This window comes from Humibacter sp. RRB41 (assembly GCF_022761015.1).
GTDB lineage: Bacteria > Actinomycetota > Actinomycetes > Actinomycetales > Microbacteriaceae > Humibacter.
This window is the reverse complement of the sequence record NZ_JAKWJQ010000006.1, coordinates 159,421-175,599: the sequence shown is the minus strand read 5'-3', so window position 1 is coordinate 175,599 and position 16,179 is coordinate 159,421. Positions and strand designations below refer to the sequence as shown.

Sequence of the window (16,179 nt, the reverse complement as noted above, 5' to 3'; positions counted from 1 at the left end):
ACTCTAGCGCGGCTACGCCACTGCGCGGCTACGCCTTCTTCGCCTTGCTCGACTTCGTCTTGGGCTTCTCCTCGGTCGCCTCTGCATCGGCGTCGGTGTCAGCGGTCTCGCTGCCAGCGGCAGCCTCAGCATCGTCGGCGCCGGCATCCTCAGTCGAATCCGGTACTGCGGCGAACTCCGACAGGTCGACCGGCTTGCCGTTGGTGTCCTTGACGACGGCACGCCCGAGCAGCACGGCGATGGTCTTGTTGCGGGTGACCTCGCCGACCATCTGCGGAATCTGGCCGTTCTCGCCGAGCGCGGTGACGAACTCGTTCGGGTCCATGCCGTACTGGGACGCGGCCTGCACGAGGTAGTTGCTCAGCTCGTCCTGATTGACGGTGATGTTCTCCTTCTGCGCGATCTCGTCGAGCAGCACCTGAGTGCGGAACGACTTGTCGCTGGCCTCGGTCACCTCGGCGCGGTGCACCTCGTCTTCGAGACGGTCCTCGGACTCGAGGTGACGGTGCACCTCGTCTTCGACGACGGCCGGCGGCACCGGGATGTCGGTGAGCTCGAGCAGACGATCGACGAGCAGGTTGCGCGCGTCATTGCCCTGACCGAAGGTCTTGCCACGAGCAGCCTCGCCACGGAGGTTCTCGCGCAGTTCACCGATGGTGTCGAACTCGCTGGAGATCTGGGCGAAGTCGTCGTCGGCATCCGGAAGCTCGCGCTCCTTGACGGCGTTCAGCGTCACGGTGATCTCGGCGTCTTCGCCCTCGTGGTCGCCGCCGAGCAGCTTGGAGGTGAACGTGGTGGTCTCGCCGGCCGAAAGAGCGTCGAGCGCCTCGTCGATGCCCTCGACCAGTTCGCCCGAGCCGACCTCGTAGGAGATGTTGCTTGCTGTGTCGATCTGCTCATCGCCGATGGTTGCGACGAGATCGAGCTGGGCGAAGTCGCCTGTCTTGGCGGGACGGTCGACGGTGACCAGCGTGCCGAAGCGGCTCCGGAGACGGTCGAGCTCTTCTTCGACGTCGTCGGGGGTGACCTCGACGGCGTCGACGGTGAGCTCCAGGCCGTCGTACTCGGGAAGGGTGATCTCAGGGCGCACGTCGACCTCGATGGCGACGATGAGGTCACCGGAGAAGTCCTTGTCGCTGGGCCAGTCGGTGATGTCGGCCTCGGGGCGTCCGACCGGGCGAACGTCGTTCTCCTCGACCGCGGCGCGGAAGAAGCCGTCGAGACCCTCGTTGACGGCATGCTCAAGCACGGCACCCTTGCCGACGCGCTGATCGATGATGGGCGGCGGGACCTTGCCCTTACGGAACCCGGGGATGTCGACCTGCTCAGCGAGGTGCTCGTAAGCGTGCTTGATGCTGGGCTGCAGTTCCTCCGGGGTCACTGCGATGGTGAGCTTCGTCCGTGTCGGGCTCAGCTTTTCGACCGTGGTCTTCACGTGGGAGATCTCCTGATTATTGAAAGTGGTTCGCTCGGAGTCGACCTTGTCGGGGCGACAGGATTCGAACCTGCGGCCTCCCGCTCCCAAAGCGGGCGCTCTACCAAGCTGAGCTACGCCCCGGATCGTGGTGGACCCGCAGAGGTCCGACCAGCCGAGCACACGCCGGGGCGCATGGCAAGCCGAATGACCTGGAACAGTCTAGCGAACGAAAACGGATGCCCGTGCCCGCCCGTTCCGGCCCCGCGCCCAGCATGCATTACACTTGCACAGCGGCCCACGGCCGGCCGGGGATGTAGCTCAATGGTAGAGCCTCAGTCTTCCAAACTGATGGTGCGGGTTCGATTCCCGTCATCCCCTCCACGCTCCGAATATCGCCCGTCACGGCAGGGATTCGGAGCTTTTCGTCTGCGAGGCCGCAGCACTCATTCGCCTGTCGACTGCACCGTCTGGCGACGAAAGTCAAGGCTTGCGGAATCAATACGCTCGTCTGCCAGTATGGGCGGATGCCGACGCGACTGCATGCAGCCCTCCGCGCCGTGACGATAGTGGTCTCGGGTGCTGCGCTCGTGGCCCTCGCTGCGTGTTCCAGTACGACGGCACCCTCCGACGATGCGACCAAGTACTCGACGGGAGGCGCGCATCATTGCAGCGCCGGCGAATCGATCGAGATCGACGGGGCATCCCACACGCATGCGATCACCGGGGACTGCGGCACCGTCGTGGTCAAGGGAAACGGCAACACAGTGCGCATCGATCGGGCGGTCTCGCTCGACGTCGAAGGCGAGTCGGACAGCGTGACACTGGCGAGTCGCATCGGCTCGGTCGTGCTCAAGGGCAACGGAATCGCGCTGGGCGCGCAATCCATCGGCTCGGTGAAGGTCACGGGACAGAACAACTCGGTCACAGCCCCCGCGTTGGGCGCCGTGATGATCCAAGGCGATCACAACGTCGTCACCACACACACGAAGCCGAGCGACTACAGGGTGTCCGGCCAGGACGACGACCTCACCTTGCAGTGAATCGGGCCGTGCAGTGAGTGCTCTCGTTTTTTGGGACAATCGATACCGAACGCCGATCGGTTCGCCGTGCACGGCGAGATTCAACGTTCCGCGACGGCGGTAGCCGCACAAGAAGAGGTCCTCGACGATGACACCAGACGAAGCCGCCACGATCCTCGGGGTCGACAAGAATGCCGAGGTCAGCGAGATTCTCGCCACCTACTCCAAGAAGGTGCAGGCGGCAGGCGCTGACACGACGCAGCCCGGTAACCAGGACCCCGAGGTGCAGGCGCTCGTCGAAGCGCGCACGACCCTGATGGATGACCGCCGCCGCCGGGCAGCCACCGAGCATCGACCCTCGACCAGCGCGACCTCGACGCCGCAGTACGGGCAACGATCGGCAACCGCCGCGCCGACGGTGTCGGCGTGGGGCGACGACGCCGCGAAGGGCAAGAGATACACGCCAGAGCAGGAGGCGACGCGCAAGCAGCGCTCGTTCATCATTGCCATCATCGGCCTGATCCTTTCTCTGACGGGATGGGTGTGGTGGCTGCTCACGCCGCTCTCGCTCTTCGGCATGGGTATCAGCATCTGGGCCCTGGTGCGCGTGCGCGGATACGGCAGCGGGCTCTACACAGGAACCAGAATCGTCGCGTGGATCTCGATCATCAGCGGTGCGCTTGCACTCATCGGCAACATCCTCCTGATCGTGAACGCACTCGCCGCCGGCAAGTAATCCCTGATCCGGGCGCAAGTTAGCCCAGCCTTCGCTTGCTTGCGGAATGCCTGTGGCCGCGTAGCGTTGAACGCAGACAGACGAGCGAAGGGACACTTTCCATGACCACCACCGTGACCATTCCCAAGGCCACCACCAATCCGGATGTCGCAGCAGGCACCGCGCAGTTCCTCACCCCGGTCGTCATCGAACTCGAGGCGCTCGTCGTCAACGGCAAGCAGGCGCACTGGAACCTGCGCGGGGCGAACTTCATCGGCGTGCACGAGCTCCTCGACACGGTCGTCGAGCACGTGCAGGACTGGGCGGACACCGCAGCAGAGCGGATCGTCGCCCTCGGCCTGCCGATCGACGCTCGCATCGCCACGGTCGCCGCCAACACGACGGCAACCGCGCTGAGCGACGGGTTCGTGCAGTCCGACAAGTCGATCGCCGAGTTCATCGGCCAGATCGACGTCGCACTGGATGCGGTGAACACCGCTGTGCGCGAGCTCGACGAGATCGACCAGAGCAGTCAGGATGTCGCGATCGAGATCGCGCGCGGCCTCGACAAGGACCGCTGGCTGTTGTTCGCGCACATCGCGAAGTAACTCTCGTCCCGGATCACGAAGGAGCCGCTGCCCGACAGGGTGGCGGCTCCTTCGATGTTCCTGAGCGGGTGAAGGGCCCTTCGACTCGCTTCGGTCGCTCAGGGAGCTGTGGACTCAGGCGGGAGCGGGCGGAGGAGCCTCTTGTGCGTGCGGCGCATTTCGGCGGCGAGCCGGGCATCCGCGTAGGGTCCTTCGCCCTCGAGTTGCGTGATGATCGTCTGCACGGTCTCGACGTCGCGGTTCTGACTCATCTTGTTCTTCGCGACGATGCGGGTCGGTGTGAGCCGCATCCCGACCGTCCCGCTCACGATGCGTGCGGCATACGCCTCATTCTCGGATGTGCCTGCCATGCGGCGGGGAGCGGGCATCCGGTCTTCGAAATGGTCGACGAGACGACCGAGCACCTGCCAGTTCTCTTCGTCGGAGAGAATCTCTGGAACGCCGGTGAGGTGTGCCGCCATGAAGTTCCAGGTGGGGACGGCGGGCTTCTCGTCGTACCAGCCGGGCGAGATGTAACCGTGCGGCCCCTGGATGATGACCAGCAGTTCATGCTCGCCGAGTTCGTGCAGCTGCTCGTCGGGGCGGCCGACGTGCGTCACGATCGAGATGTCGTCGCGCGACTCGTCGAGCACGACCGGGTAATGGGATGCCACGGGCCCGGCATCCGTCTGGCTCACCAGGATCGCCCACGGGTTCTCTCTGATCAGCCGCTTGATCTCCTCGGTGTCTGCGAGGGTGAAGCTCGGGTTCTGCCTCATCGCTGTTCTCTGCTCTCTTCTCGCATCACGCTTGGCACTTCGGGCACCAGTACAGCTTGCGGGAGGCCATCATCTCCATCACGATGTGCGTTCCGCAGACCCGGCAAGGGAGACCTTCACGTTTGTAGACCCAGTGCCGATCCTCGCGGCCGGCCATGGCCTGCGCCCACTGCTCGGGAGTCAGATCATCCATGGTCATCATCTGGCCTGTGCGAACACCGACGTCGAGCAGGTGCGACCAGTCGCGCCACAGAGCGCGTGCCGTGTCGAACGGCACCTTCTTTCCCGGCGTGTGCGGGTTCAGGCGTGCCCGATAAAGCAACTCGGCACGATAGACGTTGCCGATGCCGCTCACGACGGACTGATCCATCAGCAGTTGACCGATGGGCGTCTGCTTCGACGTGATGGTGCGGGCAACGGCGTCTTCGACTTCGGGGCCGTCATCGACGAGCGGGTCCGGTCCGAGACCACCGATGATCTCCGCGGCACGCGCTTCGTCGATGACCTCGCAGGCGGTTGGTCCGCGCAGGTCGGCGACGGCGGTGTCGGTGAGCAGGCGCACGCGCACGGCGCCGACCGGCTCCGTCGGAAAGACGAACGTGGAGTCGTCCTCCTTTTCAGACTCCGACATGCGCAAGCGTGCCCGCCGCGGTGCTCCCATGCTCGCGAGCGAGTCCTCACCCCGCGAGTCCAGGAGCGTTCCGTGCTGGTTCGTCTGGCCCATGCGACCGCCGGCGGAACGGATCGTGTCATCCACGGTGATCTCGCCGGCGAAGTCCCATGCGCCATAGATGCCGAGGTGCACGCGCAACCAGAGGCCGTTCTCGAACTCGAGGAACATCTGCTTGCCGACGGCGCGGGCATCCGTCATTCGCCGGCCGTCGATCAGCTTCGCACCGGCGGTGAACCGTCCCTGCGGGGAGCTCGCCGCGACGCGTTGGCCGACGAAATTGCGACGGAACTGCAGAGCTATGCGGTGTACGGAATGACCTTCTGGCATGCGGCTACCGGTCGACGTTCTTGCCTGCGATGTCACCGGACGCCTCGAACTCCGCCAGCTGAGCGATGCGGCGAACGTGGCGCTCCTCGAAGGAGAAGGGCTCGGCGATGAACGTGTCGATGAAGGCGATGGCCTCGTCGACCGTGTGCTGCCTTGCGCCGATCGCGATCACGTTGGCGTCGTTGTGCTGGCGTGCCAGCAGTGCGGTGCTCTCGTTCCAGACCAGGGCGGCACGGATGCCCGCGACCTTGTTCGCCGCGATCTGCTCGCCGTTGCCCGAACCGCCGAACACCACGCCGAGGGCCGTGACGCCCGCCTCCTGATCCGCGATGATGCCCTTGGCCGCGTTGATGCAGAACGCCGGATAATCGTCGAGCGGGTCGTACGAGCTGGGCCCGTGATCGATCACCTCGTGGCCGGCCTCGCGCAGATGCTGCTGCAGGGTTTCGGAGAACTCGAGCCCGGCGTGGTCGGTGCCGATGTGGATGCGCATGACACCAAGTTTAGAGAGGCCGTCAGTCGAAGATGGGCTCGCGGGTGCGGGTGCGCTTCAGCTCGAAGAAGCCGTCGTACGAGGCCGCGGCGACGACGCCGTCCCAGAGCGTGAGCGCCTGCTCGCCGCGCGGCGTCGGCGAGATGACAGGACCGAAGAAGGCGGATCCGTTCACTGCCACGACAGGAGTTCCCACCTCCTGACCGACGCGGTCGATGCCGTCCGCATGGCTCGCGCGCAGCTGGGTGTCGTACTCGTCGGAGTCCGCGTACCGCGCATATTCGGCCGGCAGCCCGACTTCGGCGAGCGCCTCAGCGATCACGGCGTCGGCATCCTTGCGGTGGCCGGGGTGGATGCGGGTGCCGAGCGCGTCGTAGAGCGGCTTGACGGCATCCTGGCCCTCCAGCTCCCCCACGGCTGTGACCAGGCGCGCGTAGCGGAGGGTGCGCGGGAGCATCGCGCGGTAGGCATCCGACACGTCTTTGTCTTCATTGAGCACGTAGAGGCTCATGATGTGCCAGGTCACATTGAGGTCGCGGTGCGGGGCCACCTCGTCGACCCAGCGTGAGGTCATCCAGGCCCAGGGGCACGAGGGGTCGAACCAGAAGTCAACGTCGGTCATGGCATCCATCTAAGCGACTGAGCCCCGACACGGCGCCGTTTCGCCGGCCAGGGCGCTCGAATGCACGCACGTCGTAGGCTTGTCGGTCGGATGCCGTACACGACACGGCGCCGAAACGAGACTTTAGGAGAGCCACGTGCCAGGAGAGAACCTCACGCGCATCGAAGCGGCGGAGCGCCGCGCCATCGTCGACACCCACAGCTACGACGTCGTACTGAATCTGACGACCGGCGATGAGACGTTCCTCAGTTCCACCACCGTGCGGTTCGCCGCGAAAAAGGGTGCGTCGACGTTCATCGACGCCATCACCGCAGAGGTTCTCTCGGTGATGCTCAACGGCACGTCGCTCGATGTGGCGAAGGTCAGCGACGGCGTGCGCATCCAGCTCGACGATCTCGACGAGGAGAACGTGCTGACCGTCGTCGCGAACATGCGGTACACGAACACGGGAGAAGGTCTGCACCGCTTCGTCGATCCGGTCGACGGCGAGGTGTATCTCTACTCGCAGTTCGAGGTGCCGGATTCGCGCCGCGTGTACCCGGTGTTCGAGCAGCCTGACCTGAAGGCCGAGTTCACGTTCACGGTGACGACGCCGCACGAGTGGGCCGTCGTCAGCAACTCCCCCGTCGCATCGGTCGAGGCCGCAGGGCCGATCAAGACCACGGTGTTCGAGACCACGCCTGTGATCTCCTCGTACATCACCGCCCTCATCGCCGGCCCCTACAAGAGCTGGCACTCGGAGCTGACCAGCAGCGACGGACGCACGATTCCCCTGGGTGTCTACGCCCGCGCATCGCTGGCCGAGTACATGGATGCCGACTACATCTTCGACAAGACGCGGGAAGGCTTCGCGTTCTACGAAGAGCGTTTCGATGTACCGTACCCGTTCGCGAAGTACGACCAGCTGTTCGTGCCGGAGTTCAACGCCGGTGCGATGGAGAACGCCGGGGCGATCACGTTCACCGAGACGTACGTGTTCCGCTCCAAGGTGACCGACGCCATCAAGGAGCGCCGGGTCGTCACGATCCTGCACGAGCTGGCGCACATGTGGTTCGGCGACCTCGTGACCATGAAGTGGTGGAACGACCTGTGGCTGAACGAGTCGTTCGCGGAATACGCGTCGACGCTCGCGACCGCTGAGGCGACCGAGTGGAACGAGGCGTGGACGACCTTCTCTGCGATGGAGAAGAGCTGGGCGTACCGGCAGGACCAGCTGCCGTCGACGCATCCGATCGTCGCCACGATCAACGACCTCGAGGACGTGCAGGTCAACTTCGACGGCATCACCTACGCCAAGGGCGCGTCCGTTCTCAAGCAGCTGGTCGCCTGGGTCGGTCAGGACGACTTCCTGGCCGGGGTTTCGCAGTACTTCAAGAAGCATGCGCACTCCAACACCGAACTGCGCGACCTGCTCGTGGAGCTCGAAGCGACCAGCGGTCGCGACCTCACCTCGTGGTCGAAGCTCTGGCTCGAGACCGCCGGCGTGAACACGTTGCGCCCCGACATCGCGGTGGATGCAGACGGCACCATCACCGGGTTCGCCGTGCTGCAGAGCGCGAAGGCCGATTATCCGACGCTGCGTCCGCATCGTCTCGCGATCGGGCTGTACAACCTTCGCGACGCAGGACAGGGCAAGCAGAGCTTGGTGCGCGATCAGCGCATCGAGCTCGACGTCGACGGTGAGCGCACCGAGGTCGCCGAGCTGGTGGGCCTGAAGCGTCCCGACCTCGTGCTGATCAACGACGACGATCTCGCCTACGCGAAGATCCGTCTCGACGAGGCGTCGCTCGCGTCCGCCATCGAGCACCTCTCCGACATCGAGTCGCCTCTGGCGCGTTCGCTGGTATGGGGCTCGGCGTGGGATGCCACGCGCGACGCCGAGACTCCGGCGAGCGACTACGTGCGCCTCGTGCTCGGCAACATCGGCTCCGAGACCGAGTCGACGACGCTGCGCACAACACTGAACCAACTCGTGTTGAGCGTGAGCTCGTACGTCGCTCCCGAGCACCGTGAGTCGACGCGCGACCAGGCGGCGGATGCCCTCTGGCAGCTCGCCTCCGACGCGGCGCCCGGCAGCGATGCCCAGTTCCAGTTCGTGAAGTTCTTCGCCGCGCTCGCCTCGACTCCCGACCAGCTTGCAAAGGTGGCCGGGCTGCGCGACGGGTCGATCGTTCTGGACGACCTCACGATCGACACCGACCTCGCGTGGGAGCTGATCAGCTCGCTCGTTGCCGGCGGACGAGCCGGCACGGCGGAGATCGACGCGGCGCTCGCCGCGGACAACACCGCCAACGGAGCGCAGGCAGCGGCTCAGGCCCGCGCGGCCATCCCCACCGCTGAAGGCAAGGCGGCAGCGTGGTCGAGCGTGTTCGACTCCGACGATCTGCCGAACACCATCGTTCGGATGACCGGTATCGGGTTCCAGCGCACACACGACACCGCGCTTCTCGAGCCGTATGTCGCGAAGTACTTCGACGCGATCCAGTCGGTGTGGGCATCCCGCACCTACAAGATCGCGGAGTACCTGGTGGAGGGCATGTACCCGTTCCCGCTGGTCGACCAGAGGCTCGCCGACGCCACCCGCGCGTGGCTCGACGCGAACCAGGAGCCCGCCGCCCTGCGTCGTCTGGTCACGGAGGAGCTCGCCTCGGTCGAACGCGCCCTCGCTGCTCAGAAGCGCGACGCTCGGGGCTGATCCGCCCGTCGACTCGGTCGAACGCAACACGTTTTCAGGACATCGCCGCCTCCGCACCCACAGTGTCGCTGGGTCAGCGAATGTCCTGAAAACGTGTGCGCGCGGGTGGGGCCGGCGCGCGGGTGGGGCCGGCGCGCGGCGCGCCGAGTCGCGAGGCCTGCGAGATAATCGGCCCGTGGATGCAGGGCTGTCATCCTCTGGGCGGATGCCGCGGCCGTGCTCCTGACCCTAGGTTGGGATCATGATCGAAATTGAAGGCCTCACCAAGAGGTACGGCCCCAAGCTGGCGGTGGACGACGTCACCTTCACGGTGCGTCCCGGCATCGTCACGGGCTTCCTCGGCCCGAACGGCGCAGGCAAGTCCACGACCATGCGGATGATCGTCGGCCTCGACAAGCCGACGGCGGGCCACGCCCTCGTCGACGGCAAGCCGTACGCGAAGCATCCGGCACCGCTCCACGAGGTGGGGGCACTGCTCGAGGCCAAAGCCGTGCACACCGGCCGCACCGCGTTCAACCACCTGCGCGCGCTCGCGGCGACGCACGGCATCCCGAAGAGCCGCGTGCACGACGTGATCGCCATGACCGGCCTCGAGTCGGTGGCGAACAAGCGCGTCGGCGGCTTCTCGCTCGGCATGGGCGAGCGCCTCGGCATCGCCGCCGCACTGCTCGGCGACCCGCATACGCTCATCCTCGACGAGCCGGTGAACGGACTCGACCCAGAGGGCGTTCGCTGGGTGCGCGAGTTCTGCCGCTATCTGGCATCCGAAGGCCGCACCGTCTTCATCTCCTCGCACCTGATGAGCGAGATGTCGCAGACCGCCGACCATCTGATCGTGCTCGGACGCGGTCGCGTGCTCGCGGATGCCCCGATCTCCGACGTGATAGCCGGTGCGACCAGGCGGGTGGTGCGCGTGCGCACCCCGCAGGTGCAAGCCCTCACGGCGGCGCTCGCCGGGCCGGACATCACCGTGACGTCGTTCGACGACGGCGCGCTCGAGGTCTCCGGGGTCGACGCCGCTCGGATCGGCGACATCGCGGCGGCCTCCGGCCTCCCTCTGCACGAACTGACCCCGGTCGACGCCTCGCTCGAAGAGGCCTACCTCGAACTCACCCAAGACGAGGTCGAGTACCACTCGGAGGTGACCCGATGACCACTGCGACAGAAACCACGACAGCAGCAGGCCCGCTCGACGGCATCCGCTTGTCCTTCGGCGGCGTGCTCAACTCGGAGTGGATCAAGCTGCACAGCCTTCGCTCCACCATGTGGTGCCTCGGTCTCGTCATCCTGCTCTCCGTCGGGTTCTCGGCGCTTGTCGCCGGCGTTCTCCATCTGCAGAATCCAGGCGCGATACCCGCCACCAACGCCGCCTCGCTGCTCGTGCAGTCATCGACCATCGGCGTGAACTTCACACAATTGGTCGCGGCCGTTCTCGGCGTTCTCGTGATCAGTGGCGAATACAGCACCGGGATGATCCGTTCGACGTTCACCGCCGTACCTGGTCGACTCGGCGCCTACTTCGGCAAGCTCATCGTGCTGGCCGTCGTGGTGTTCGTCGTCTCGATCGTGTCACTCGGAATCTCGTCGCTCGTGGCAACGGGCATCCTGAACGCCCGCGGTGTGAACGTCGACTTGACGAGGAGCGATGTTCTGCTGCCGTTGCTCGGCGGTGCGGGCTACCTCGCGCTCGTCGCGATACTGGCCTTCGCCTTCGGTGCGATCATCCGCAGCTCCGCCGGCGGTATCGCCGCGATCCTCGGCACCCTGCTCGTGCTTCCGGTGGCGTTGCAGGTTGTCGCAGGGCTCACGAACGCGACCTGGGTGTCGAACGTGGCGAGCTTCCTGCCGTCCGCGTCAGGCGGTCAGCTCTACGCGTTCGTGCAGCCGAACGCCCCGGCGCCCGCGAGCGGCGTCGTGGCTTTGGACGCCACGACCGGCGGCCTCGTGCTCGCAGCGTGGGTCATCGTGGGCGTCGTGATCGGCGCGGTGCTGATCAAGAGACGCGACGTATAGCGGCCAGGGGGAACCCGGGCTCATCGCCCGGTTCCGGATGCCCGGGGCGACGTCTTCACCACGTCGCCCCGGGCATCCGTCTGTCGGTCGCCTCCAGGGCACGCAAAGGCGTCGCCCTCTGGATGCACATGGTCGGCTCAGTAGACTCGGGCGCGATGATTCTTCTCGCATCACTTCACTCCGCAACCGCCCCGACGTTCTGGGAGTCCGCCCTCGCCGCATTGACCTCGTGGGGCTGGAAGCTGATTCAGATCGCCATCATCGTCGTGGTCGCGATCCTCATCGCGTGGGTGATGCACTTCGTCATCCGACGTATCGTGCGGCGCATCGTCACCGGCGTGAAGAAGAAACAGAACGTCGAAGACACGCAGGCGCTTACCGCGTCTCCAATCGCCGCAGTGCGGCTCGTGCAGCGAACCCGCACGCTCGGCACCGTGCTCAGCAACATCGTGAACATCACGATCGTCATCATCGCCCTGGTGGCGTGCGTCAATGTCGCCCTCCCCGACCTCTTCGGTTCTCTTGCCCTGCTCACGGCCGCGATCGGCGCCGGCCTCGGTTTCGGTGCGCAGAACATCGTCAAGGACGTGCTCAACGGACTGTTCATGGTGATGGAGGACCAGTTGGGCGTGGGCGACGTCGTCGATCTTGGACCGGCGACCGGCATCGTCGAGGTGGTCGGCATCCGCGTCACGCAGATTCGTGACGTCAACGGCACTCTCTGGTTCGTGCGCAACGGCGAGATTCTGCGCGTCGGCAACATGTCGCAGGGCTGGGCGCGCGTGATCACCGATCTCGCCGTGCCGTACGACAGCGATGTCGATGCGATCGAGGACCGTATGCTCGCGGTCGCGAACGAGCTCGCTACGAGCCCCAAGTGGCGTGCCCGCATCGTGGAACGGCCGGAGCTGTGGGGCATCGAATCGGTCTCGGCCGACGCGATCGTGCTTCGTGTCGTGCTGAAGACCCGCACGACCGCGAAGGACGACGTCGCCAGAGAGCTGCGCAAGCGTCTCAAGTCCGCGCTCGACGAGATGAACGTGACGCTGCCGTCGCTCTCAAGCGTTGTTCTCACCGGGTTCGACGGCGCCGCCAGCATCACGGGCGCGCATCCTCCGCGCACGCGGCCGAGTCCCGTCGTCACGACCGAGGACTCCAAGCAGAAGCGGAAGCGCGGCAGGAAGCCGCCTGCAGACGCGGGACGCGCACCTCAGACCTCCACATCGACGCACCGACACCCGCAGGCGATCACCAAGCCGTCGGCGACAGACGCGGCGGGAGCGGCTGCTCCGAAGCATCCGTCTCCCGGCGAGCACGGCCTGCAGAGCGATCACCACGACGACGAGGGACAGCATTGACCGACACGACTCCCTCCGGCTCGGGTGACGGCACAGTGAACGACGAGCGGCCGTTGCCCGAGACACCGCACGGCTCCCCTGCGCCCACCGCCGCACCGCTCACGCTGCGCACCTCGCCGGGCGGGGAGGCCGTCACGGGCAACTTCTACGAGCAGGTCGGCGGTCACGAGACGTTCCAACGCCTGGTCGACACGTTCTACCGCGGCGTCGCGGGTGACCCTGTGCTCAGCGAGATGTACCCGGAAGAAGATCTCGGGCCCGCCGCCGAACGGCTGCGGATGTTCCTCGAGCAGTACTGGGGCGGGCCGACGACGTACAGCGAGCAGCGCGGGCACCCCCGCCTTCGCATGCGACACGTACCGTTCAAGGTGAACCCGGATGCCCGCGATCGCTGGCTCGCCCACATGCGCGCCGCCGTCGACGTACTGGAGCTGCCCCCACTGTACGAGGCGACGCTCTGGTCGTACCTCGAGCGCGCGGCTCACGCGATGGTCAACACGTTCGAGGAGTAGGCACCCCGGCGGGTCGGAGCGGATCCGATTCGAACTTGGTCAACTGACTAAGTCATACTTCTCGGTAACCGACACTGCTCCTGGCCGCACGACCGCGATCACAGTCACGGCCACCGCACGACGCATTCCGATCGAAGGAGACCCCGGATGCCCGCGACCCCCGACACCGTCCCCGACTACGACGCGATCATCGTCGGCGCAGGCCTTGCCGGCCTCGTCACTGCCAGCGAACTGCTCGAGCACGGCAAGCGCGTGCTCGTCGTCGAGCAGGAGCCTTCCCAGTCGCTCGGCGGCCAGGCATTCTGGTCGTTCGGCGGCCTCTTCCTCATCGACTCCCCCGAACAACGCCGCATGGGAGTGCACGACTCGCTCGAGCTGGCGCGACAGGACTGGTTCGGCACGGCGGGCTTCGATCGCGAAGAGGATGCCTGGCCCAAGCGCTGGGCGGAGGCCTACCTCGACTTCGCTGCCGGTGAGAAACGAGCATGGCTGCGCTCGAAGGGCGTGAAGTTCTTCCCGGTCGTCGGCTGGGCGGAGCGCGGCAGCGGCACGGCGGGTGGACACGGCAACTCGGTGCCCCGCTTCCACATCACGTGGGGAACAGGGCCAGGGCTGCTCGCGCCGTTCATCGAGCGCGTCAGGCAGGGTGTGGCGGAAGGCGCAGCCACCCTGGCGCACCGTCATCGCGTCGACGGGATCATCGTCGAGAACGGTCGCGTCGTCGGAGTGCGCGGCAGCGTGCTGGCCCCCGACGCCATGGAGCGCGGCGTCGCCAGCAACCGGGACGTCATCGGGGAGTTCGAGTTCCGCGCGCCGGCCGTCGTCGTGACTTCCGGCGGCATCGGCGGAAACCACGAGCTCGTGCGCCGCAACTGGCCGGAACGGCTGGGCACTCCCCCTGAGCGCATGCTCGCGGGCGTACCCGCCCACGTTGACGGCCGCATGGTCGAGATCTCGCAGCGGACCGGCGCGAGGGTGATCAACGGCGACCGCATGTGGCACTACACGGAAGGCATCCAGAACTGGAATCCGGTCTGGCAGAACCACGGCATCCGCATTCTGCCCGGGCCGTCGTCACTGTGGTTCGACGCAGAAGGAAACCGGCTGCCCGCTCCCCTGTTCCCCGGGTTCGACACGCTGGGAACGTTGGAGCACATCCAGAGCACCGGCCACGACTACACCTGGTTCGTGCTGACGCAGAAGATCCTCGAAAAGGAGTTCACGCTCTCCGGCAGCGAGCAGAACCCCGACCTCACCGGCAAAGACATCGGACTGCTGCTGCAACGCGTGCGCTCCGGGGCTCCGGGGCCCGTCGACGCGTTCAAGCAGCACGGCGCGGACTTCATCGTGGCGTCCACCCTGCCCGAGCTGCTGGCAGGCATGCGTGGCCTTGCCGACGTTCCGTTCGACGAGAAGGCGATCGAGCGCAGCGTCCTCGAGCATGACCGCGAGCTCGACAACGGTTTCTCGAAGGATGCCCAACTGGCGGCCATCACCTCTGCGCGCAAGTATCGAGGCGACAGGCTCATCAGGGTCGCATCGCCGCACAAGTTCCTCGACCCGAAATCCGGCCCGCTGATCGCGGTGAAACTGCACATCCTCACCCGCAAGACGCTCGGCGGGCTGGAGACCGATCTGCAGGGACGCGCGCAGACTGCAGACGGCACGGCCGTGCCCGGACTTTACGCGGCCGGAGAGGTCAGCGGATTCGGCGGAGGCGGCGTGCACGGTTACCGATCCCTGGAGGGCACATTCCTCGGCGGATGCCTGTTCTCCGGCAGACAGGCCGCTCGCGGCGTGCTCGCGGACCTTTAGCCGCGCGATCGATCAGTCGCGCGGTCGGTACTGCGACACCATGGGGCAGTCGAACGGGTCGCCCGCGGCGAGGCCGACGCGATTGAGGTATTCGATCACGATCGCGTAGGAGTTCAGCAGAGTCGTCTCGGTGTAGCGCACGTTGTTCTCGAGGCAGTACGCCTTCACGAGTCGCTGGGTGCGACGCAACGCAGGTCGCGGCATGCTCGGGAACAGGTGGTGCTCGACCTGGTAGTTCAGGCCGCCCATGAAGTTGTCGATGAACACGCCGCCCGTGATGTTGCGCGAGGTGAGCACCTGACGGCTGAGGAAGTCCACCTTGGCATCCCGTGCGATGATCGGCATCCCCTTGTGGTTCGGAGCGAACGACGCTCCCATGTAGAGGCCGAAGACCGCCATCTGGATGGCTATGAAGACGACTGCTATCGGCGCAGGCAACAGCACGAACAGGAACGTGAAGTACGCGGCGAATCGCGTCAGCAGCAGGATGATCTCCAGGGGACGGTGTGCGACGCGCCCGCGCCCGAAGGCCGACACGAATGCGTGGCGGTGCAGGTTGACGCCCTCGAGCAGCAACAGTGGGAAGAACAAGTAGCCCTGCTTTCGCGTGATCAGACGTTCCAGACCGCGGCTTGCTGCAGCGTCCTCCTCGAGGAACGAGATGGTGTCCTTCTCGATGTCCGGGTCCTTGCCGACCGTGTTCGGGTTGGCGTGGTGCCTGGAATGCTTGTTCATCCACCACGAGTAGCTGAGTCCGACGACGAGATTGCCGAGCACGAGGCTGACCCGCTCGTTCGCCTTGCCCGATGCGAAGATCTGACGGTGCGCGGCCTCGTGGGCGAGGAAGGCGAACTGAGTGAAGATGATGCCCAGCACGGCCGCGATGGGCAGCTGCCACCAGCTGTCGCCGATCAGCACCATCGCCGTGATCGCAGCGACCAGCGCGAGGCTCCAGCAGGCGAAGACGGTCAGATAGAACCCGTATCGGCGGCGGAGAAGGCCCTCCTGCTTGATGACCGACGAGACCTCCGCGAAGGCGCTCTGTCCTGAGGCGTTCGCACGCCCTCGTCGTCCACTGGTGCGGATGATCCGCGATTCGGTTGCGATCTCGGTCGCCGTCATGTCGTGCCCTGTCTCAGGCGGCATCTCCGCGC

At 66.0% G+C, this 16,179-nt stretch carries 15 protein-coding genes and 2 tRNA genes; 10 read left to right on the top strand and 7 right to left on the bottom strand.

What is annotated here, in order from left to right:
* Positions 1-28: 28 nt before the first annotated feature.
* Together tig and MJ603_RS15875 are read right to left on the bottom strand one after the other, a co-directional pair.
* Entirely contained in the window at positions 29-1,435 is a 1,407-nt protein-coding gene (gene tig / locus MJ603_RS15880; RefSeq protein ID WP_243064722.1) for a trigger factor, read from the bottom strand.
* 49 nt (positions 1,436-1,484) lie between these two features.
* Positions 1,485-1,558 (bottom strand) — tRNA-Pro (locus MJ603_RS15875).
* A gap of 166 nt (positions 1,559-1,724) precedes the next feature.
* Between MJ603_RS15875 and MJ603_RS15870 the strand changes: the two genes are divergently transcribed.
* From MJ603_RS15870 to MJ603_RS15855, 4 genes are all read left to right on the top strand, one after another.
* Positions 1,725-1,798, top strand: a tRNA-Gly gene (locus MJ603_RS15870).
* Positions 1,799-1,941: 143 nt separating this feature from the next.
* Positions 1,942-2,457 (top strand): DUF3060 domain-containing protein, encoded by a 516-nt coding sequence (locus MJ603_RS15865; RefSeq protein ID WP_243064721.1) that lies wholly within the window; start codon positions 1,942-1,944, stop codon positions 2,455-2,457.
* 127 nt (positions 2,458-2,584) lie between these two features.
* A complete protein-coding gene (locus MJ603_RS15860; protein ID WP_243064720.1) occupies positions 2,585-3,172 on the top strand; it encodes a hypothetical protein in 588 nt (195 codons plus the stop codon).
* Positions 3,173-3,273: 101 nt separating this feature from the next.
* The gene (locus MJ603_RS15855; RefSeq protein WP_243064719.1) at positions 3,274-3,759 is read left to right on the top strand and encodes a Dps family protein; all 486 of its coding nucleotides are present in this window, start codon (positions 3,274-3,276) and stop codon (positions 3,757-3,759) included.
* Between the two features lie 98 nt (positions 3,760-3,857).
* Here MJ603_RS15855 and MJ603_RS15850 read toward each other — a convergent pair whose 3' ends face one another.
* Genes MJ603_RS15850 through MJ603_RS15835 form a run of 4 tightly spaced genes read right to left on the bottom strand, consistent with a single transcriptional unit; the run spans position 3,858 to position 6,632 of the window.
* The gene (locus MJ603_RS15850; protein ID WP_243064718.1) at positions 3,858-4,517 is read right to left on the bottom strand and encodes an FMN-binding negative transcriptional regulator; all 660 of its coding nucleotides are present in this window, start codon (positions 4,515-4,517) and stop codon (positions 3,858-3,860) included.
* Between the two features lie 25 nt (positions 4,518-4,542).
* A complete protein-coding gene (locus tag MJ603_RS15845; RefSeq protein WP_243064717.1) occupies positions 4,543-5,517 on the bottom strand; it encodes an Fpg/Nei family DNA glycosylase in 975 nt (324 codons plus the stop codon).
* A 4-nt stretch (positions 5,518-5,521) separates the two neighbouring features.
* Positions 5,522-6,010 carry a ribose-5-phosphate isomerase gene (locus tag MJ603_RS15840; RefSeq protein WP_243064716.1) on the bottom strand — a complete coding sequence of 163 codons (489 nt, stop codon included), beginning with the start codon at positions 6,008-6,010 and terminating at the stop codon, positions 5,522-5,524.
* Positions 6,011-6,032: 22 nt separating this feature from the next.
* Positions 6,033-6,632, bottom strand: coding sequence for a DsbA family protein (locus tag MJ603_RS15835; RefSeq protein ID WP_243064715.1), 600 nt, complete (start codon positions 6,630-6,632; stop codon positions 6,033-6,035).
* Positions 6,633-6,768: 136 nt separating this feature from the next.
* On the opposite strand from MJ603_RS15835, the gene pepN reads away from it, so the two are divergent.
* The 6 genes from pepN to MJ603_RS15805 all read left to right on the top strand — a co-directional run bounded on the left by pepN (position 6,769) and on the right by MJ603_RS15805 (position 15,025).
* Complete coding sequence (gene pepN / locus MJ603_RS15830) at positions 6,769-9,327, top strand: aminopeptidase N (protein WP_243064714.1); 2,559 nt, start codon at positions 6,769-6,771, stop codon at positions 9,325-9,327.
* A gap of 241 nt (positions 9,328-9,568) precedes the next feature.
* Positions 9,569-10,480: an ABC transporter ATP-binding protein gene (locus MJ603_RS15825; RefSeq protein WP_243064713.1), complete on the top strand. Its 912-nt coding sequence runs from the start codon at positions 9,569-9,571 to the stop codon at positions 10,478-10,480.
* A complete protein-coding gene (locus tag MJ603_RS15820; protein WP_243064712.1) occupies positions 10,477-11,340 on the top strand; it encodes an ABC transporter permease in 864 nt (287 codons plus the stop codon). Before MJ603_RS15825 ends, MJ603_RS15820 begins: the two co-directional genes overlap by 4 nt.
* A gap of 155 nt (positions 11,341-11,495) precedes the next feature.
* Positions 11,496-12,698 carry a mechanosensitive ion channel family protein gene (locus MJ603_RS15815; protein WP_243064711.1) on the top strand — a complete coding sequence of 401 codons (1,203 nt, stop codon included), beginning with the start codon at positions 11,496-11,498 and terminating at the stop codon, positions 12,696-12,698.
* Between the two features lie 104 nt (positions 12,699-12,802).
* Complete coding sequence (locus tag MJ603_RS15810; RefSeq protein ID WP_243064761.1) at positions 12,803-13,210, top strand: globin; 408 nt, start codon at positions 12,803-12,805, stop codon at positions 13,208-13,210.
* 147 nt (positions 13,211-13,357) lie between these two features.
* The gene (locus MJ603_RS15805; protein ID WP_243064710.1) at positions 13,358-15,025 is read left to right on the top strand and encodes an FAD-binding dehydrogenase; all 1,668 of its coding nucleotides are present in this window, start codon (positions 13,358-13,360) and stop codon (positions 15,023-15,025) included.
* A gap of 12 nt (positions 15,026-15,037) precedes the next feature.
* On the opposite strand, the gene MJ603_RS15800 is transcribed toward MJ603_RS15805, so the two are convergent.
* Positions 15,038-16,171, bottom strand: coding sequence for an acyl-CoA desaturase (locus MJ603_RS15800; protein ID WP_243064709.1), 1,134 nt, complete (start codon positions 16,169-16,171; stop codon positions 15,038-15,040).
* Positions 16,172-16,179: the final 8 nt, after the last annotated feature.